Below are 18,254 nucleotides of genomic sequence, written 5' to 3' on the forward strand. Positions count from 1 at the left end.
TGCATCGCCGATGGTAGTGTGGGGTTTCCCCATGTGAGAGTAGGTCATCGTCAAGATTAAATTCCAGAACCCCATTTGCGAAAGCAGATGGGGTTTTGTTTTTGCGCGCGATAAAAGAATAGAGCAAAAAAAACCACCCCGTAGGGTGGTCTCCATTTCCAACGCTGATCAGTCACCACGATAGACGCAACCGCTAGTACAGGTTTCGTGAATCCGTATAGCGGACAACTCTGGCAGCAGCGGCTTAAGCTCTTTCCAAATCCACTTCACCAGCACTTCACTGGTCGGATTTTCGAGGCCGGGGATGTCATTCAGGTAGTTATGGTCCAGGCGCTCGTACAGAGGCTTGAAGATTGTCTTGATCTCGGAGAAATCGCGAATCCAGCCGGTATGCGGATCCGGTTCGCCCTGCAGATAGATCGCTACACGGAACGAGTGACCGTGCAGACGTCCGCACTTGTGTCCGTCCGGCACGTGAGGGAGCCGGTGAGCGGACTCGAACGTAAATTCTTTAAAAATTTCCACGGTGATATAAGCCTTGAGAAGTGGCGATCGCCTGCGCGATAAATGCAAGCTGCGAGTTTATCAGCAATGGTTTGGCGAGTGACAGGCTGAACCTGACCACGTGGTTAAACCAGAGGCTCCAGCCGTTCGGCGAGACGGCCCGTGTCTACGAGCTCCAGAAACTCATCCCCCAGCCGCTGGCTGCTTTCCATTGCAGTGCGCCAGTACCGTTGCCGATCTGCATCCCTCCCGACGAACCGTTTGAAATCGCTTCTATCAGGCAGCTTGCGGTAGGGCAGCGTAGCCACGTACGCGTGTGAGGGAGCCAGCAGCACCACGTCTTGAAGCCGAGTCTGGTCGCCTCTGCGCCATGGCAGTGCCTTGTCAAACCAACCCGGAATGATTTTGTCGGTGAAGTGCGGATACAGCACAATGTCGCTTCCGCTGTACGGAAGGTCCAGATGGTAGTCGAGCAGGCCGCCGTCGCGGAACATCCCTGCGCCAACACCGGGTATCTCTCCAACGCCCTCCATGACCATCGGAATGGAGCCAGACGCCAGCAATGCCTGGCGCAGGTTCAGTGTGTCCAGCGGCAAGCAACACGATGGGAAGTCAGTCAATGGCAGCAGGGGAGGGACGAGGCGTGGGTCGTGCATGACCAGTCGTTCGAAATGTCGCGACAGGCGTGCGCGCCCGATCAGGTTATCAGCGACGACAGCCCCTAGCCCCAGGCTTAACCCTGCGCGATGATCCCGGGCAAGCAAGCCCCGACTTCTGACGATCATCACGTTAAGACGGTAATGAGCATTCGCCAGAACGTGTGCATCATTCGCCTGCAAAAGCGCATCAAGCATCGTCACGCAGCTTCGGGTGACCTGTGCCATCGTCACGCCTTTGGCGAAACTCTGCTCGTTGTACAGGTGGCCAAGTCGCCGGATACCTGCAACCGGGTCCGGCAGGCAGGCGCTAGCAAATCGCCACGAACCGATAGAGGCGCCAATCAACGATCGCTCCCGTTGAGCCCGGGGCAGCCATTCACCGAACAGCGCCAGATCCAGGCCCTGAATGCCCAATGCTTTCGGACCACCCGCGGCGCCAGGGATGATGCCGACATCTATCGGCGATAGGCCTTGCTCCCTGATCCGCGTCATCGCACGCCTACCGGCCTTGATAGTCAATGCCGGGTATTTGATGTGAATGTTGCTCATGGCCCCTCCGGGTTGGACAGGGGCGAAGTATATCGTGGGTCCCGCTTTCATCCACTGGAGGCTCGACGGGTAGTGGCACGTAGCCAGATAAATTCAGCTTCAATTAAGTTCGCCCGTTTATGGTGGGTTCCGTGAACAACCAGACCCCTACGGAGATCCACCATGAAAATCCTGACTGCCTTTATCGCTGCCACTGCACTCACTGTCACAGCCGGTTATGTCCAGGCCCGGGATTTAGGTCCTGATGAGGCGCTGAAACTGCGCGATGCAGGTACTATTCAGTCTTTTGAAAAACTCAACGCTGTCGCCTTGGCCAAGCACCCTAAATCCACCATTACTGATACCGAGCTGGAACAGGAATATGGCAAGTACGTTTACCAGATCGAACTGCGCGATGCGCAAGGTGTGGAGTGGGACGTTGAAGTGGACGCCATCAGCGGGCAGATTCTCAAAGATCATCAGGACGCCTGATGATCGCCAGTAAGCGTCCCGCCAAGCGTTTCGTTTACTGTCTGGTGGCCGTATGTGCGGTCACCTCGAGCCTGGAGTGCCTGGCTCGGGACCTGAATCAGGACGAGGTGCTTGAGCTGCGAAGGAAAGGCGTGATTCTGCCGCTTGAGCAGTTCATTGATCAGGCATTGGGGCGTTACCCCGGCTCTAAGTTGCTTGAGGCCGAACTTGAGGAAAAACACGGTGTGTTGGTGTATGAGATTGAGCTTCTCACTGCCGATCATGTGGTACGCGAGCTGAAATTCGATGCCGGTGACAGCCGCCTGTTGCAAGACAAGGAAGACGATTGATGCGTTTGTTATTGGTTGAGGACCACGTTCCTTTGGCGGACGAGCTCATCAGTACGCTGGGCCGGCAGGGCTACGCGATCGACTGGCTGACCGACGGCCGCGACGCCATTCATCAAGGTGCCACCGAGCCCTACGACCTGATCGTGCTTGACCTCGGTCTGCCGGGGGTTCCGGGGCTTGAGGTCCTGCAGAAATGGCGCTCCGGCGGGCTGTCCACGCCTGTCCTCATTCTGACCGCGCGGGCCTCTTGGGCCGAGCGTATCGAGGGCCTCAAGGCCGGCGCCGACGACTACCTGACCAAACCCTTCCATCCCGAGGAACTGCAGTTGCGCATCCAGGCGCTGCTTCGCCGTGTCCGAGGTCTGGCCAACCAACCGAAACTCGAAGCCGCAGGCCTGCACCTGGACGAGGGGCGCCAGTGCGTCAGTCGCGGTGAGGAGGACATTCAACTGACGGCGGCGGAATTTCGCCTGCTCCGTTATTTCATGCTGCACCCCGGGCAGATACTCTCCAAGAGCCACTTGGCAGAGCACCTTTATGATGGGGAGAACGAACGGGACTCGAACGTCATCGAGGTCCATGTCAATCATTTGCGTCGCAAGCTTGGCCGCGCCGTTGTCGAGACGCGGCGTGGACAGGGCTATCGTTTTGCCGGGACGGGCGAGTGAGGTCCATTCAGCGACGGTTGAGTCTGGGCCTGATCAGCGTGCTGTTGATTGTCGGGTTGGTCTTGGCGCAGATCAGCCTGTGGCTGTTTGAAGTGGGCTTGCAGCGATACCTCGAGTCTGGCCTGCGCAATGAAAGCGAACTGCTGCTGGTGGCACTGGTTCGCGGTCCGGACGGCTTGCAGCTCGACGAGCATCGGCTGTCGCCCGGCTACCAACGACCTTATTCCGGCCATTATTTCCGGATTGATTTCGACCAGGGTCATTGGCGGTCGCGCTCGTTGTGGGATCTGGAGTTGCCGCATCCCGGACAGCCCGGCCTGCATGCCGATCTTGCCCTGGAAAAGACCGATCAATCGCTGTTGTTGCTGCACACCGATTACCGCAAGTTCGGCCAGACCATCTCCATCACCGTCGCTCAGGACTACACCCCGGTGCGAGACAGTTTTGCACTGGTCCAGCGCATCGGTCTCGGGTTAGGGCTGATGGCCCTGATCTTGATTCTGGTGTTGCAGCGCGTCACCGTTCGCCGCGCCTTGCGCCCCTTGGAAAGGGCCAGAGAACAGATTTTCCAGCTGCAACAAGGGCAGCGATCGCAACTTGATGAGCGAGTGCCGGTGGAACTCGAGCCCTTGGTCGCGCAGATCAATCATCTGCTGGCCCACACCGAGGACAGTCTCAAACGTTCTCGCAATGCCCTTGGCAACCTGGGCCACGCGCTGAAGACGCCGCTCGCGGTCCTGATGAGCCTGGCCGAAGGCGACAAGCTGGCCGGCCACCCGCATGTGCGCGACACCCTGCGCGATCAGTTGCAGCACATTCAGCAGCGTCTTGAGCGTGAGCTTAATCGTGCGCGGTTGTCAGGCGATGCCTTGCCGGGCTCGCGGTTTGATTGCGCTGCGGAGATTCCCGGGCTGTTCTCCACCTTGCGGATGATTCATGGCGAGCACCTTGAGCTCAGCAGTGAAATCGGTGCGGGTCTGTTTCTGCCGTGGGACCGTGAGGACATCCTCGAATTGCTCGGCAACATCATGGACAACGCCTGCAAGTGGGCCGACAGCCAGGTCAGCCTGACCATTGCCAAGCACGCTGACGGCTACTGCCTGCTGATCGACGACGACGGCCCGGGCATCCCCGTGGAGCATCGCGATGACGTCATCGGCCGTGGCAATCGCCTGGACGAGCAAGTGACCGGCCACGGTCTGGGACTCGGCATCGTCAAGGACATCGTCGAGGCGTGGGGCGGGCGCATTCAGTTGCTGGACAGCCCCATGGGCGGGTTGCAAGTGCGCATCGATTTGCCCGAGCGAATCAGCCCGCAACTGCCGGGGAGCGAAAGCGCACGTCAATCTTCATGACCTCAACTTTTTGCGCGCCGGGCCGTTAACCGTAAAGGAACCCCAACGGCTCAACGCACAAAAACAAAGGGTCATGACTGCTATGCGGCTAAATCTCAAAGCCAAAGTACTTTCGCTCGCGGTGCTCCCGGTATTGGTGTTCGCACTGATCATCAGCGCCAGCACCGTCATCATGCTGCGTGAACAGGGCAAGCGCGAAGTCGAGGAAACCCGCCAGCACCTGCTCGCGGAGGCCAAAGCCACGTTACAAAGTTACGTGGCTGTCGCGCTGGGCACCATCAAACCGCTGTATGACGCCTCGGCCCCGGGTGACATGGAGGCCCGCGCGCAAGTCATCAAAATGCTCTCTCAGGTCAACTACGCCAAGGACGGATACTTCTTCGGTTACGATTCTCAGGCGGTGCGGCTGTTCAAGGGCAATAGTCCGGACGGCATCGGCAAGAGCTTCAAAGACGCCCGCGATCCGAACGGTGTTTTCGTCAATGCTGGTCTCGTTGACGTCGCGAAAGCAGGTACTCATTACCTGGAATATTCCTCGGCGCTGCCCGGTTCGAGCGAACTGGTGCCCAAACTGGGGTATACCGAATACCTGCCCAAATGGGACATGGCATTCGGGTCGTCGATCAACCTGGACAACATCGATGCCAAAGTCATGGAGCTGCAGAAGAATGTCTCCGAGCGCCGGCAGAGCATGCTTGTCAGCATCATCGGAATCACGCTGCTGGTACTGGTGATCATCGCGGCGGCGGGTTTCTGGATCGCGGGCGGTATCCTGCGGCCCCTGCGCCTGATGAAAGCCAACCTCGATGACATCGCCGCCGGTGAGGGTGATCTGACCCGGCGTCTGGCGGTGACCTCCCAGGACGAACTTGGCGATCTGGCGGGTTCGTTCAACCGCTTCGTCGACAAGATTCACGGGCTGGTCCGGCAGATCGCCGAAATGACCTCTCAATTGACCGGGCTTGTGGGTGAAGTGACCGATCAGGCGCAGCGTTCCGAGCAGGCCATGGAGCGTCAGCGTCACGAGACCGATCAGGTGGCTACGGCGATTAATCAGATGTCGGCCGCGGCCCAGGAAGTCGCGAAGAGCGCGCAGGGTGCCTCGGTGGCTGCGCAGCAAACCGATGCCGAGGGTCAGGCCGCCAAGCGAGTGGTCGACGGCAGCATTCAGCAGATTCACGCGTTGGTGAACGACATCCGCGACAGCGGTACGTCACTGGACAGCCTGCAGAATGACGTGTCGTCCATCGTCGGCGTGCTCGGGGTGATTCGTTCCATCGCCGATCAGACCAATCTCCTGGCGCTCAACGCCGCGATCGAAGCCGCGCGTGCCGGGGAAGCGGGTCGCGGGTTCGCAGTGGTAGCGGATGAGGTGCGTGCGTTGGCCAGCCGCACGCAGCAAAGCACTCAGGAAATTCAAGGCATGATCGACCGTTTGCAGCAGGGCACCCACGGCGCGGTGCAGGCCATGAAACGTTCGAGCGAGGCGGGCGACGGGACTTCCGCTCGCGCCAACGAAGCCGGCGCGTCGCTGGACACCATCGGTCAACTGATCGGCACTATCAACGCGATGAACGCGCAGATTGCCAGCGCTGCAGAAGAGCAGACGGCCGTGGCGGAAGAGATCAATCGCAGCGTCCACCAGATCGCCGTGGCGGTCGAAAGCGTGGCCGATGAAACCCGCCACAGCGCCTCCACGTCACGTAACCTCACGGCGCTTAACCAACGCCTCGGCCAGTTGGTTCGGCAGTTCAGAATCTAAACGGGGCGGCGGGCCTCGCTCGGGGCCCGCTGTCAGCGCTTCCTCCACTGAACGTGCACTTCAGGCGCGGCACTCCTGCGGCGATTGACTGACTAAGCATCAGGCCGTGTGCTTGGCGCGGTGTAATGACATGGAAGAAACATGAACGAAACCGCGCTGCAAAAGAAAACCCTCCTGCTGTTATTGATACTGGTCACCATCGCGTTTATCTGGATTCTGCTGCCGTTCTACGGCGCGGTGTTCTGGGCGGTGATCCTCGGTATCATCTTCGCGCCGCTGCAACGCCGTCTGTTGGCCCGCTTCGGCTGGCAGCGCAACCTGACGTCCCTTTGTACGCTGATGATCTGTCTGGTCATCGCGATTCTGCCGGTCATCGTCATTGCGGCGTTGATGGTTCAGGAGGGGGCGACGCTCTACAAGAATGTGGAAAGTGGTCAGCTCGACATCGCCAAGTACCTGGCTGAATTCAAAGTGCTGCTGCCGCCTTATGTGCAGCATTGGCTTGATCGTCTGGGCATGGGAGATTTCAACGGGCTGCGCGACAAGATTGCCAAAAGCGCGATGCAGGGCAGCAATTACCTGGCGACCCAGGCGTTCAGCTTCGGGCAGGGTACGTTCGATTTCGTGGTCAGTTTTTTCTTCATGCTCTACCTGCTGTTCTTTTTCCTGCGTGACGGACAGGACCTTACCCGCAAGATCCGCATCGCGATTCCGTTGGCCGAGCCTCAGAAACGCCGATTGCAGTTGAAATTCACGCGTGTTGTGCGTGCAACGGTGAAGGGCAATATTGTCGTGGCCGTGACGCAAGGCGCGTTGGGCGGGTTTATTTTCTGGGCACTGGATATCCCGAGCGCTTTGCTGTGGGCGGTGATGATGGCGTTTCTGTCGCTGCTGCCGGCGGTGGGGGCGGGGATTGTCTGGGCGCCGGTTGCGCTGTATTTCCTGCTCAGCGGGATGATCTGGCAGGGTGTGGTGTTGGGGCTGTTTGGGGTGTTTGTGATCGGGCTGGTGGATAACGTTTTGCGTCCGATCCTGGTGGGCAAGGATACGCGGATGCCCGATTATCTGATTCTGATTTCGACGCTGGGCGGTATGGCGGTGTTCGGGTTGAACGGGTTCGTGATCGGGCCGATGGTGGCGGCGTTGTTTATGTCGACGTGGGCGTTGTTTACCGGCGACAAGAAAACCGTTCGATTGCCTGGTTAACCTTTAAAGGTATCTGCCTAGGGGCAGATTATTTCGCCTTCGGCGAGTTACTTGGAAAAGTCGAAAGTCGCACCATCCCCAAGTAACCAAGGGTGCTTGCTCCTGGCTAGGCCCCTCGTTCCTCGGGGTTCCTTCACTCCGGTCTCGCTCCGTGGGCCCGCGCCGAACGGACATCCATGTCCTGACGGCGCTCTCGCCGCATCCATGCGGCTCGGCCCACTGCGCGAGACCTCCGTTCAGCCTGCACCCAAGTCGCGATTGGCGGTGTTTGAGCCTTTTGCGTGTGAAGATCAAAAGCACATCTAAAGCAGATCAAGGGCTTCCCGGCTAAAGCCAGTCCTACAGGTATTCGCGCACGGTCAGTAGGACCGGCTTTAGCCGGGAAGCTGTTGATCTTGATCTTCATACAAAGCCAGTCCAGACGACATCCATCGCGACTTGGGTGCAGGCCGAACGCAGACGACGCGGAGCGGGCCGAGCGGCATGGATGCCGCGAGAGCGCCGTTAGGACATGGATGTCCGTTCGGCGCGGGCCCACGGAGCGTCGTCGAAGTGAGGGAACCCTGACGAAGGAAGGGCCTAACCGAGAGCAAGCACCCTTGGTTACTTGGGGTGCTTTTCCAAGTAACTCGCCGAAGGCGAAACCGAGGCCGTTAGGCCGACGCTCTTGATCCTCGGCTCTTCCAAAGTACTAAAGCCAAAGCCATAAAAAACCCTGCTCGAAAGCAGGGTTTTTTGTGCATCACTCAATCATCACAAACCCGCATGGCCCACCAGGGTCAGCAGCGGTTGCGGGTACACGCCCAAGAAGAACGCCAGCAGCGTAATCCCCAACAGCATCACGCCACCTGCACGCTGTGCCCAGTTGAATGGGGCGTCGTGGCGCTGGATCTTCGAGTCTTGCAGATACAACGTAACCATCACACGCAGGTAGTAGAACACGCCGATGGCGCTGCCCACGACCAGCGAACCGGTCAGCCACCACAGGTGCGCTTCGACGCCCGTCGCGATGATGTAGAACTTGCCGATGAAGCCTGTCGTCAGCGGGATACCGGCCAGGGACAGCATCATCACGGTCAGCACCGCCGTCAGGTACGGACGACGCCAGAACAGGCCGCGGTATTCGAACATTGCGTCGGCATCGCGGCCGCTGTACGGCGACGACATCAACGTGACCACGCCGAACGCGCCCAGGCTGGTCAGCACGTAGGTGACCAGATAAACGTTGATCGCCTCGACCGCCATGCCTTTGCTCGCCACCATCGCGATCATCAGGTAACCGAAGTGCGCAATCGACGAATAGCCCAGCAGACGCTTGAGGTTGTTCTGCGTCAGGGCCAGCAGGTTACCGACCAGGATCGACGCCACGGCAATGACCGACATCACGTCGGTCAGCACACCACTGGTGGCCGCCGGAGATATCTGGAACAGGCGAACCAGCACGCCGAACACCGCGACCTTACTGGCCGTGGCAAGGAAAGCCGCCACCGGGGCAGGGGCGCCTTCGTACACGTCCGGTGTCCACAGGTGGAACGGCACCAGCGACAGCTTGAAGCCCAGACCCACCAGCATCATGCCCAGACCCAGGCTGGCGATCGGGCTTGGCATACCGGTGGCCGCGATAGCCTTGCCGATCTCGCTGAAACCCAGGCTGCCGGATTCGGCATACAGCAGCGCCATACCGAACAGCAAGAAAGCCGAACCGGCGGCTGACAGCACCATGTACTTGATGCCGCCTTCCAGCGAACGCTTGTTAAAGAAGGCGTAAGCGACCAGACCGTAGACCGGCACCGACAGCAGTTCCAGACCGATGAACAGGCTTGCCAAGTGTTGTGCAGCGACCAGTACCAAGCCACCGGCCGCGGCCATCAGGATCAGCAGGTAAAGTTCTTCGCGGTTACCCGGATAGCCCGCCTTGCCTTCACCCAGGTAAGCGTGAGCCAGGGTGACGCAAGCCAGCGTGGACACCAGGATGATGCCCATGTAGAGGCAGGCGAAGCTGTCGATTTGCAGCAATGGCGTGACAACCAGCGGCGCAACTTTCAGCGCCGGGTAGATGGACAGCAAAGCCAGGTTGAGTCCCGCTACCGTCAGCAGGAATGATTGCGAGTGATTGCGACGCCATGCGATGCCCAGCATCACCACCACAATGGTGATGCTGGTAATCAGCAGCGGCGCCAGCGCAATAAAGTGTTGAATCGTCAGGTCCATAGCGCTCTTACCGGGCCGAAGCGAGTTGAGTGAAGGCGGTGCCGAGCCATTGCTGCACGCCATGCATGGTCGCCGAGGAGGTGTCGAGGATCGGTTGCGGGTAGACGCCCAGCAGAATCAACAACACCGCCAGACCCAGCACCATGATCAATTCCCGACCGTCCATGCCTTTATAGACCGCGTCGGATTTGGCCGGGCCGAAGTAGGCGCGGTGGATCATGATCAGCGAGTAGACAGAACCGAACACCAGGCCGGAGGTGGCGATGGCGGTGATCCATGGCGAGCTGACAAAGCTGCCAATCAGGATCAGGAATTCGCCAACGAAGTTACCGGTGCCTGGCAGGCCCAGCGAGGCGGCAGCGAAGAACAGGCTGATGGCCGGCAGGTACGCGATCTTGTTCCAGAGACCACCCATTTCGCGCATGTCGCGGGTGTGCAGGCGCTCGTACAGCTGGCCGCTGAGGATAAACAGCGCGGCAGCCGACAGACCGTGAGCGAGCATCTGAACGACGACACCTTGCAACGCCTGCTGGCTGCCGGAGTAGATGCCGATCAGCACGAAGCCCATGTGGGAAACGCTGGAAAACGCGATCAGGCGCTTGATGTCGGTCTGGGCGAAGGCCAGGAAGGCACCGTAGAAGATACCGATCAGGCCCAGCACCATCGCGATTGGTGCGAACTCGGCCGAAGCATTCGGGAACAGTGGCAGGGCAAAACGCAGCAGACCATACGCAGCGGTCTTCAACAGGATGCCCGCCAGGTCCACGGAACCGGCGGTCGGCGCCTGGGCGTGAGCGTCAGGCAACCAGGAGTGCAGCGGCACGATCGGCAGCTTCACCGCGAAAGCGATGAAAAAGCCCAGCATCAGGATGTATTCGGTGCCGTGGGACAGCTTGGTTTTCAACAGGTCCGCGTAACCGAAGGTGATCACGCCGGTCTGGTTGAAGTGCACCAGCACCAGACCCAGGATCGCCACCAACATGATCAGACCGCTGGCCTGAGTGAAGATGAAGAACTTGGTCGCTGCGTAGATCCGGGTCTTCTTGCCATCTGCCGAGCTGTGACCCCAGAGCGCGATGAGGAAGTACATCGGCACCAGCATCATTTCCCAGAAGAAGAAGAACATGAACAGGTCGATGGCGAGGAACACGCCAACGACCCCGCCCAGGATCCACATCAGGTTCAGGTGGAAGAAGCCGACGTTACGTTGAATCTCTTTCCACGAGCAGAGTACCGAGAGGATACCCAGCAGGCCGGTCAGCAGAATCATCAGCAGGGACAGGCCATCGAGGGCCAGGTGCACGCTGATGCCGAAGCGCTGGATCCACTGAAGCTTGAATTCAAGGGCCCAGGTCGGATCGGCGCCCGGAGCGGGAGCATAGGTAAACGTACCGGTGCTCCAGACCCACAGGCCCAGAATCGTCTCGAGAGACATGGTCAACAGCGCAATCCAGCGCGGCAGGGTAGGGCCGAAGCGCTCACCTTGCCAGCACAGCAGGCCGCCAATGAAGGGGATCAGGATTAGCCAAGGCAGAATCATGACGGGCTCAATTCCTTTTCGTAAGTCGCAAGGTTCATGTCAGATCGACTCATCAGACCAGCACAATCGCGCCGAGTACCAGTACGGCACCTGCGGCGATCGAAGCGGCGTACCAACGGAGCTGACCGGTTTCGGTGCGGGTCATCAAGCCGTTACCGGCTTTGACCAGACGCGGAATCAGGCCGATTGTGTGGTCGAGCGGGTCGGCACGCAGGAGGCGACTGATTGCCAGGTAAGGTTTGACGAACAGCACGTCGTATACCCAGTCGAAGCCCCAGGCCGCAAACCACCATGCCGACAGGAAACGACCCGGACCGCTGTTGGCGATGGCAGTGGCCAGACGACGCTTGCCGAGGAACAGCACCGCCGCCAGCAGAATACCGGCCAGAGCGATGGCGCCCGAGGCGATTTCCAGACTGTGCTTGGCTTCGCCGCCCGCATGGCCCGCGCTTTCCGGAAGCACGCCGGCCAGTGGCGGATGAATCCAGGCACCGATGAACGTCGACAGCACGATCAGCACACCCAGCGGCAGCCAGTGGGAAATCCCGTGGCCGGCGTGGGCTTCGGTCTTCGCTTCGCCGTGGAAGGCGATGAAGATCAGGCGGAAAGTGTAAAGCGAGGTCATGAACGCACCGACCAGACCTGCATACAGCAGGTACTGATGGCCGCTGGCGAAGGCTTCCCAGAGGATTTCGTCCTTGGAGTAGAAGCCCGCGGTGACCAGCGGCAAGGCCGACAGCGCAGCGCCGCCGACGATGAAGCTGGCGTAGGCCAGTGGCAGTTTCTTCCACAGGCCGCCCATCTTGAAGATGTTCTGCTCGTGGTGGCACGCAACGATCACCGCACCGGACGCGAGGAACAGCAGCGCCTTGAAGAAGGCGTGGGTCATCAGGTGGAAAATCGCGCCGTCCCAGGCGCCCACGCCCAACGCCAGGAACATGTAGCCAATCTGGCTCATGGTCGAGTAGGCGAGGATACGTTTGATGTCGGTCTGCACCAGTGCGGCGAAACCCGCCAGTACCAGGGTCACGCCGCCGACAATCCCGACCAGATGCAGGATGTCCGGAGCGAGGATGAACAGGCCGTGGGTCCGTGCGATCAGGTAAACGCCTGCGGTTACCATGGTCGCGGCGTGGATCAGTGCCGACACCGGGGTAGGACCGGCCATTGCGTCTGCCAGCCAGGTTTGCAGCGGCAGTTGCGCGGATTTACCGACCGCACCGCCCAGCAGCATCAGCGTGGCCAGCACGATCCAGAAATCACCGACCTTGAAGTGCTGTGGCGCACGAACCAGCAATTCCTGAATGTTCAGCGTGCCCAGTTGCTGGAACAGAATGAACAGGCCGATGGCCATGAACACGTCGCCGATGCGGGTCACGATGAAGGCTTTTAGTGCGGCGTTGCCGTTGTTGCGGTTGCTGTAATAGAAACCGATCAACAGGTACGAGCACAGGCCCACGCCTTCCCAACCGAAGTAGATGAACAGCAGGTTGTCGCCCAAGATCAGGAACAACATGCTGGCAATGAACAGGTTGGTGTAGGCGAAGAAGCGCGAGTAGCCGTCTTCACCGCGCATGTACCACGAGGCGAACAGGTGAATGAGGAAGCCGACGCCGACCACCACACCGAGCATGGTGATGGACAGGCCATCGACATACAGGGCGAAGTTGGGCTCGAAGCCGTCCACCGACATCCAGCGCCACAGCACCATGGTCAGATGACCGCCTTCCGGTGGTGAGACGTTGAATTGCCAGATCACGTACGCGGCAACGATGGCCGACAGGCCAATGGAACCTACGCCGATCAGGGCTGAAAGGTTTTCCGACCATTTGCCGCGCGAGAACGACAGCAGCAGGAAACCGATCAGGGGGAATACGAAAGTCAGAAAGAGTAGGTTCATCCGCGCATCTCGCTGGCAGCGTCGATATCGAGCGTGTGGAAGCGGCGATACAGTTGCAGCAGGATCGCCAGGCCGATACTGGCCTCGGCTGCGGCAAGGCTGATCACCAGAATGAACATGATCTGGCCGTCAGGCTGTGCCCAGCGGCTGCCCGCGACCACAAAGGCCAGCGCGGCTGCGTTCATCATGATTTCCAGGCTCATTAACACGAACAGTATGTTGCGGCGTACCAACAGGCCCGCCAGGCCGAGGCAGAACAGGATGCCGGCGACCGCCAGACCATGTTCCAGAGGAATTGCTGAGTTCATGGCTTTACTCCTTCGCCTCGTTGCGGCCGACATGGAACGCCGTCACGGCTGCCGCAAGCAGCAGCATCGAGGCGAGTTCGACAACCAGCAGGTAAGGGCCGAACAGGCTGATGCCGACCGCTTTGGCGTCCACCGTGGTGTGCCCGATGGAAGCGCCGGTGGAGTTGGCGAACAGCACGTAGATCAACTCCGCCAGCAGCAGGCCGCCCAGCAGAATCGGACCGAGCCAGATGCCGGGTTTGAGCCAGGCGCGTTCTTGTTGAACCGAGGCCGGGCCCAGGTTCAGCATCATCACCACGAAGACGAACAGCACCATGATGGCGCCCGCGTAAGCGATGACTTCCAGGGCGCCAGCAAACGGCGCGCCGAGGCTGAAGAAGGTCATGGCCACGGCGATCAGCGAAATGATCAGGTAGAGCAGGGCGTGCACCGGGTTCGTGTTGGTGATCACCCGAAGGGTGGCCACCACAGCGATGCCGGATGCGAAATAGAAAGCGAATTCCATCTTTCTTCCTTAAGGCAGCAAGCTCTTGACGTTGATGGGCTGGGCTTCGTTCTGGGCATCGCCTTTCGGCTTGCCGGCGATGGCCATCCCTGCAACGCGGTAGAAGTTGTAATCAGGGTTCTTGCCGGGGCCGGAGATCAGCAGATCTTCCTTCTCGTACACCAGATCCTGACGTTTGAACTCGGCCATCTCGAAATCCGGTGTCAGCTGGATCGCGGTGGTCGGGCAAGCTTCCTCACACATGCCGCAGAAGATGCAACGCGAGAAATTGATGCGGAAGAACTCCGGGTACCAACGACCGTCGTCGGTCTCGGCCTTCTGCAGCGAGATGCAGCCCACTGGGCACGCCACGGCGCACAGGTTGCAGGCCACGCAGCGCTCTTCGCCGTCGGGGTCGCGGGTGAGGACGATGCGGCCACGGTAACGTGGCGGCAGATAGACCTGCTCTTCCGGATATTGCAGGGTGTCACGCTTACGGAAACCATGGCCGAAGACCATGATCAGGCTGCGCAGCTGGGTACCCGTACCCTTAACGATGTCGCCAATATATTTGAACATGGGTCAAATCCTCACTGAGCCGCCAGGACGACCGCAGCGGTCACCAGCAAATTGATCAGGGTCAGTGGCAAGCAGAACTTCCAGCTGAAATCCATCACCTGGTCATAACGCGGACGAGGGATCGAAGCACGCAACAGGATGAACAGCATGATGAAGAACGCGGTTTTCAGGGCAAACCACATGAACGACAGTTGCGGCAGGATATCGAACGGGCCGTGCCAGCCACCGAAGAACAGGGTCACCAGCAGCGCCGAGATCAGGATGATGCCGATGTACTCACCGACGAAGAACATGCCCCATTTCATGCCGGCGTATTCAATGTGGTAACCGTCGGCCAGTTCCTGTTCCGCTTCCGGCTGGTCGAACGGGTGACGGTGAGTCACGGCAACGCCAGCGATGAAGAAGGTACAGAAGCCGAAGAACTGCGGAATGATGAACCACAGGTGATCGGCCTGGTACTTGACGATGTCGCCCATGTTGAACGAACCGACCTGCACCACGATGCCCATCAGCGACAGGCCGAGGAACACTTCGTAGGACACGGTCTGCGCCGAGGCACGCAAGCTGCCCAGCAGGGCGTACTTGTTGTTCGATGACCAGCCGGCGAACAGCACCGCATAGACCGACAGACCGGCCATGGCGAAGAAGAACAGCAGGCCGATGTTCAGGTCGGCGACCACCCAGGTCTGGGTCACCGGGATAACCGAGAACGCGATCAACAGCGCGCTCATGGCCACCACCGGCGCCAGGGTGAAGATCACCCGGTCGACGAAGGGCGGGTTCCAGTCCTCTTTAAAGAACATTTTCAGCATGTCGGCAGCAATCTGGAACATGCCGAACGGCCCGACGCGGTTCGGCCCGTAACGGTCCTGCCACCAGCCCAGCAGACGGCGCTCGACGAAGCTGAGCAGCGCGCCGCAGACCACCACGGCGAGCAGCACCACGATGGCCTTGACGACAGCGATGATCGAGTCGATCACTTCAGGGGTGAACCAGGTCATTGAGCGGCCTCCTGCACTGCATCAACGGTTTTGCCGAACAGCGCCGGAGGAATACCGGCCAGACCGGACGGCAGCGCCACCAGGCCTGCGCCCAGTTCCTCGCTGATGCGCAGCGGCAGACGCAGGGTCTGGCCGGCAACACTCAGGCTGAGCAAGGCACCTTCGTTGACACCCAGACGGTCCGCTTCGGACTTGGCCAGCGCAACATAGGCCTGGGGAATACGCTCTTGAACCGGCGCGGCTTTGGAGGAGGTTTCTTCGCTGCCGAACAGGTGATAGAACGGCACAACCTGCCAGGTCCCTTGTGCAGGGGAGAAGGCACGCGGCACGTTGGCGAACCAGCCCAGCTTGTCGCCGCTGCTTTCGATCAGGCGTACGCCTGGATCGCCAGCACGCAAGTGACCGCCGACTTCGTCCTGAAACTTGTTCCACGCTTGTGGCGAGTTCCAGCCCGGCGACCAGGCAAATGGCACCTGAGAACGCGGTTCGGCAGAGCCCGAATAACCTTCCATCGAGAAGGCGAACGCGGTGTCGATGTCCTGCGGCATACGGGGTTCGTGCACGCTGATGTTGGCGCGCATGGCGGTCCGGCCGCTGTAACGCAGCGGCTCGCGAGCCAGTTTCAGGCCCTTGATGCGAAACGCGGCAGACGGCGCGGCACCGACGATGCCCGCCAGTTGCGGATTGCTCGCGGCGCAGGCAGCGGTGACGTGGTCGAGCTGGGTCCAGTCAACCGGCTGATTCAACAGGGTGGCGCGCAGGGCATGCAGCCAGCGCCAGCCTTCGTGAACCAGAATGCTCGCGTCCAGATACGTCGGATCAAAGACCTGGAAGAAGCGCTGGGCGCGGCCTTCCTGGCTGACCAGCGTACCGTCGCCTTCGGCAAAGCTTGCGGCCGGCAGTACCAGGTGCGCGCGGTCGGTGGTCGCGGTCTTCTGATGATCGGCAACGATCACCACTTTGGCGGCCTTCAGTGCAGCCTCGACCGTCGCAGCGTCAACGCGGGTGAACAGATCGTTTTCCAGCACGACGATGGCGTCGGCCTGGCCCGAAATCACGGCCTGCAGCGCAGCGTCGACCGAGTCGCCACCGAACAGGGTCAAGCCCATGCTGTTGGCTTCCGGCACGATCAGGCTCAGCGAACCCTGCTTGTCGCGCAGCTTCAAGGCCTTGGCGATGTTCGCCGCCGCTTCGATCAGCGCGTTCGAGCCCAGCGAGGCGCCGGACACGATCAGTGGGCGCTTGGCTTCAAGCAACGCAGCAGCAATGCGCTCGGCCAGTTCCAGCGCTTCGCTGTCCAGACCAACAACGGCCGGGGCGCTCGGGTCGATGGCGTGGGCCACGGCGAAACCGATGCGCGCCAGATCATCGGGCGCCGCGTGTACGCACTCTTCGGCGATGTCGTCGAGGCGGGTGTCGGTCAGGCTGGCGATGAACAGCGGGTTCAGCTCGTGCTGACCGATGTTTTTGACCGCAGCGTCCAGCCACGGTTGGACTTTCATCGCAGCGGCCATGTCTTCGGCTTTGTTCTTCACCGACTGACGCAGGCCGAGGGCCATGCGCGCAGCGGTCTGGGTGACGTCTTCGCCAAGGATGAACACGGCGTCGTGCTCCTCGACTTCACGCAGCGTCGGGATCGGCAGCGGGCTGTCTTTCAGCACCTGAGCGATCAGGCGCAGACGCTCCAGCTCACCGGCTTCGATGCCCGAGTAGAAGTGCTCGGCACCGACCAGCTCGCGCAGGGCGAAGTTGCTTTCCAGGCTGGCGCGCGGCGAACCGATGCCGACGATGTTGCGCCCGCGCAGCAGGTCAGCGGCTTTGTCCAGCGCAGCGTCCAGGCCCAGCTTGATGCCTTCGGCCAGCGGCTGGCGCGGACGGTCCGTGCGGTTGACGTAGCCATAACCGAAACGGCCACGGTCGCAGAGGAAATACTGGTTCACCGAACCGTTGTAGCGGTTCTCGATACGGCGGATTTCGCCATAGCGCTCGCCCGGGCTGATGTTGCAGCCGCTTGAGCAGCCGTGGCAGATGCTCGGCGAGAACTGCATGTCCCATTTCCGGTTGTAGCGCTCGGAGTGGGTCTTGTCGGTGAACACACCGGTCGGGCAGACCTCGGTGAGGTTGCCTGAGAACTCGCTTTCCAGGGTGCCGTCTTCAACGCGACCGAAGTACACGTTGTCATGGGCGCCGAACACGCCGAGGTCAGTACCGCCGGCGTAGTCCTTATAGAAGCGCACGCAGCGATAGCAGGCGATGCAGCGGTTCATCTCGTGTGCGATGAACGGCCCCAGTTCCTGATTCTGGTGGGTGCGTTTGGTGAAGCGATAGCGGCGCTCGTTGTGGCCGGTCATCACCGTCATGTCCTGCAAATGACAGTGACCGCCTTCCTCGCAGACCGGGCAGTCGTGCGGGTGGTTGGTCATCAGCCATTCGACGACGCTGGCGCGAAACGCCTTGGATTCGTCGTCTTCGATGGAGATCCAGGTGTTGTCAGTGGCGGGCGTCATGCAGGACATGACGATACGACCACGGGTGTCGTTCTCGTCGGTGTACTGCTTGACCGCGCACTGGCGACAGGCGCCAACACTGCCAAGTGCCGGATGCCAGCAGAAATAAGGGATGTCGAGGCCCAGCGACAGACATGCCTGTAACAGGTTGTCTGCGCCATCGACTTCGAGCGCTTTGCCGTCTACGTGGATAGTGGCCATGGTTCAAAGTTCTTCGTTGG

Annotated in this window: 16 protein-coding genes; 6 read left to right on the forward strand and 10 right to left on the reverse strand. The window is 60.3% G+C overall.

Translation table 11 applies throughout. From position 1 onward, the window contains the following. Positions 1 to 168 precede the first annotated feature (168 nt). A complete protein-coding gene (gene queD, locus SLW75_RS22220; protein ID WP_074893670.1) occupies positions 169 to 525 on the reverse strand; it encodes a 6-carboxytetrahydropterin synthase QueD in 357 nt (118 codons plus the stop codon). Between the two features lie 104 nt (positions 526 to 629). Continuing rightward, the gene (locus SLW75_RS22225) at positions 630 to 1,712 is read right to left on the reverse strand and encodes a patatin-like phospholipase family protein (RefSeq protein WP_410935457.1); all 1,083 of its coding nucleotides are present in this window, start codon (positions 1,710 to 1,712) and stop codon (positions 630 to 632) included. Positions 1,713 to 1,874: 162 nt separating this feature from the next. On the opposite strand from SLW75_RS22225, the gene SLW75_RS22230 reads away from it, so the two are divergent. From SLW75_RS22230 to SLW75_RS22255, 6 genes are all read left to right on the forward strand, one after another. Then, the gene (locus SLW75_RS22230) at positions 1,875 to 2,183 is read left to right on the forward strand and encodes a PepSY domain-containing protein (RefSeq protein ID WP_410935458.1); all 309 of its coding nucleotides are present in this window, start codon (positions 1,875 to 1,877) and stop codon (positions 2,181 to 2,183) included. Then, complete coding sequence (locus SLW75_RS22235; protein WP_065989104.1) at positions 2,183 to 2,512, forward strand: PepSY domain-containing protein; 330 nt, start codon at positions 2,183 to 2,185, stop codon at positions 2,510 to 2,512. Before SLW75_RS22230 ends, SLW75_RS22235 begins: the two co-directional genes overlap by 1 nt. Then, the gene (locus tag SLW75_RS22240) at positions 2,512 to 3,180 is read left to right on the forward strand and encodes a response regulator transcription factor (RefSeq protein WP_065989106.1); all 669 of its coding nucleotides are present in this window, start codon (positions 2,512 to 2,514) and stop codon (positions 3,178 to 3,180) included. Before SLW75_RS22235 ends, SLW75_RS22240 begins: the two co-directional genes overlap by 1 nt. Further along, positions 3,177 to 4,535 (forward strand): ATP-binding protein, encoded by a 1,359-nt coding sequence (locus tag SLW75_RS22245; protein WP_410935459.1) that lies wholly within the window; start codon positions 3,177 to 3,179, stop codon positions 4,533 to 4,535. The genes SLW75_RS22240 and SLW75_RS22245 overlap by 4 nt, the downstream gene beginning before the upstream one ends. A gap of 82 nt (positions 4,536 to 4,617) precedes the next feature. Further along, positions 4,618 to 6,297, forward strand: a complete 1,680-nt coding sequence (locus SLW75_RS22250) for a methyl-accepting chemotaxis protein (RefSeq protein ID WP_410935460.1) — start codon at positions 4,618 to 4,620, stop codon at positions 6,295 to 6,297. A 141-nt stretch (positions 6,298 to 6,438) separates the two neighbouring features. After that, positions 6,439 to 7,503: an AI-2E family transporter gene (locus tag SLW75_RS22255; RefSeq protein ID WP_410935461.1), complete on the forward strand. Its 1,065-nt coding sequence runs from the start codon at positions 6,439 to 6,441 to the stop codon at positions 7,501 to 7,503. A gap of 753 nt (positions 7,504 to 8,256) precedes the next feature. Here SLW75_RS22255 and nuoN read toward each other — a convergent pair. The 8 genes from nuoN to nuoG are packed head-to-tail and all read right to left on the reverse strand — an operon-like array spanning position 8,257 to position 18,234. Beyond that, positions 8,257 to 9,714 carry an NADH-quinone oxidoreductase subunit NuoN gene (gene nuoN / locus SLW75_RS22260; RefSeq protein ID WP_074892029.1) on the reverse strand — a complete coding sequence of 486 codons (1,458 nt, stop codon included), beginning with the start codon at positions 9,712 to 9,714 and terminating at the stop codon, positions 8,257 to 8,259. A gap of 7 nt (positions 9,715 to 9,721) precedes the next feature. After that, the gene (gene nuoM / locus SLW75_RS22265) at positions 9,722 to 11,254 is read right to left on the reverse strand and encodes an NADH-quinone oxidoreductase subunit M (RefSeq protein ID WP_065989114.1); all 1,533 of its coding nucleotides are present in this window, start codon (positions 11,252 to 11,254) and stop codon (positions 9,722 to 9,724) included. 52 nt (positions 11,255 to 11,306) lie between these two features. Then, positions 11,307 to 13,154: an NADH-quinone oxidoreductase subunit L gene (gene nuoL, locus SLW75_RS22270; RefSeq protein ID WP_108122801.1), complete on the reverse strand. Its 1,848-nt coding sequence runs from the start codon at positions 13,152 to 13,154 to the stop codon at positions 11,307 to 11,309. Further along, positions 13,151 to 13,462: an NADH-quinone oxidoreductase subunit NuoK gene (nuoK, locus tag SLW75_RS22275; RefSeq protein ID WP_065989117.1), complete on the reverse strand. Its 312-nt coding sequence runs from the start codon at positions 13,460 to 13,462 to the stop codon at positions 13,151 to 13,153. The genes nuoL and nuoK overlap by 4 nt, the downstream gene beginning before the upstream one ends. A 4-nt stretch (positions 13,463 to 13,466) precedes the next feature. After that, positions 13,467 to 13,967 (reverse strand): NADH-quinone oxidoreductase subunit J, encoded by a 501-nt coding sequence (gene nuoJ / locus SLW75_RS22280; protein WP_037008804.1) that lies wholly within the window; start codon positions 13,965 to 13,967, stop codon positions 13,467 to 13,469. Positions 13,968 to 13,976: 9 nt separating this feature from the next. Beyond that, on the reverse strand, positions 13,977 to 14,525 hold the full coding sequence (gene nuoI / locus SLW75_RS22285; RefSeq protein ID WP_037008808.1) for an NADH-quinone oxidoreductase subunit NuoI: 549 nt from the start codon (positions 14,523 to 14,525) through the stop codon (positions 13,977 to 13,979). An 11-nt stretch (positions 14,526 to 14,536) separates the two neighbouring features. After that, complete coding sequence (gene nuoH, locus SLW75_RS22290) at positions 14,537 to 15,526, reverse strand: NADH-quinone oxidoreductase subunit NuoH (protein ID WP_037008811.1); 990 nt, start codon at positions 15,524 to 15,526, stop codon at positions 14,537 to 14,539. Continuing rightward, positions 15,523 to 18,234: an NADH-quinone oxidoreductase subunit NuoG gene (nuoG, locus tag SLW75_RS22295; RefSeq protein ID WP_410935462.1), complete on the reverse strand. Its 2,712-nt coding sequence runs from the start codon at positions 18,232 to 18,234 to the stop codon at positions 15,523 to 15,525. The genes nuoH and nuoG overlap by 4 nt, the downstream gene beginning before the upstream one ends. Positions 18,235 to 18,254 lie beyond the last annotated feature (20 nt).

Origin of the sequence: Pseudomonas sp. W5-01, from assembly GCF_046540435.1 — a bacterium.
Classification (GTDB): domain Bacteria; phylum Pseudomonadota; class Gammaproteobacteria; order Pseudomonadales; family Pseudomonadaceae; genus Aquipseudomonas; species Aquipseudomonas graminis_B.

Excerpts from the sequence above, each read along its gene's own strand:
- SLW75_RS22225 (WP_410935457.1), bottom strand. The coding sequence starts at position 1,712 with ATGAGCAACATTCACATCAAATACCCGGCATTGACTATCAAGGCCGGT.
- SLW75_RS22230 (WP_410935458.1), top strand. The coding sequence starts at position 1,875 with ATGAAAATCCTGACTGCCTTTATCGCTGCCACTGCACTCACTGTCACA.
- SLW75_RS22235 (WP_065989104.1), top strand. The coding sequence starts at position 2,183 with ATGATCGCCAGTAAGCGTCCCGCCAAGCGTTTCGTTTACTGTCTGGTG.
- SLW75_RS22240 (WP_065989106.1), top strand. The coding sequence starts at position 2,512 with ATGCGTTTGTTATTGGTTGAGGACCACGTTCCTTTGGCGGACGAGCTC.
- SLW75_RS22250 (WP_410935460.1), top strand. The coding sequence starts at position 4,618 with ATGCGGCTAAATCTCAAAGCCAAAGTACTTTCGCTCGCGGTGCTCCCG.
- SLW75_RS22255 (WP_410935461.1), top strand. The coding sequence starts at position 6,439 with ATGAACGAAACCGCGCTGCAAAAGAAAACCCTCCTGCTGTTATTGATA.
- nuoN (WP_074892029.1), bottom strand. The coding sequence starts at position 9,714 with ATGGACCTGACGATTCAACACTTTATTGCGCTGGCGCCGCTGCTGATT.
- nuoM (WP_065989114.1), bottom strand. The coding sequence starts at position 11,254 with ATGATTCTGCCTTGGCTAATCCTGATCCCCTTCATTGGCGGCCTGCTG.
- nuoL (WP_108122801.1), bottom strand. The coding sequence starts at position 13,154 with ATGAACCTACTCTTTCTGACTTTCGTATTCCCCCTGATCGGTTTCCTG.
- nuoK (WP_065989117.1), bottom strand. The coding sequence starts at position 13,462 with ATGAACTCAGCAATTCCTCTGGAACATGGTCTGGCGGTCGCCGGCATC.
- nuoJ (WP_037008804.1), bottom strand. The coding sequence starts at position 13,967 with ATGGAATTCGCTTTCTATTTCGCATCCGGCATCGCTGTGGTGGCCACC.
- nuoI (WP_037008808.1), bottom strand. The coding sequence starts at position 14,525 with ATGTTCAAATATATTGGCGACATCGTTAAGGGTACGGGTACCCAGCTG.
- nuoH (WP_037008811.1), bottom strand. The coding sequence starts at position 15,526 with ATGACCTGGTTCACCCCTGAAGTGATCGACTCGATCATCGCTGTCGTC.
- nuoG (WP_410935462.1), bottom strand. The coding sequence starts at position 18,234 with ATGGCCACTATCCACGTAGACGGCAAAGCGCTCGAAGTCGATGGCGCA.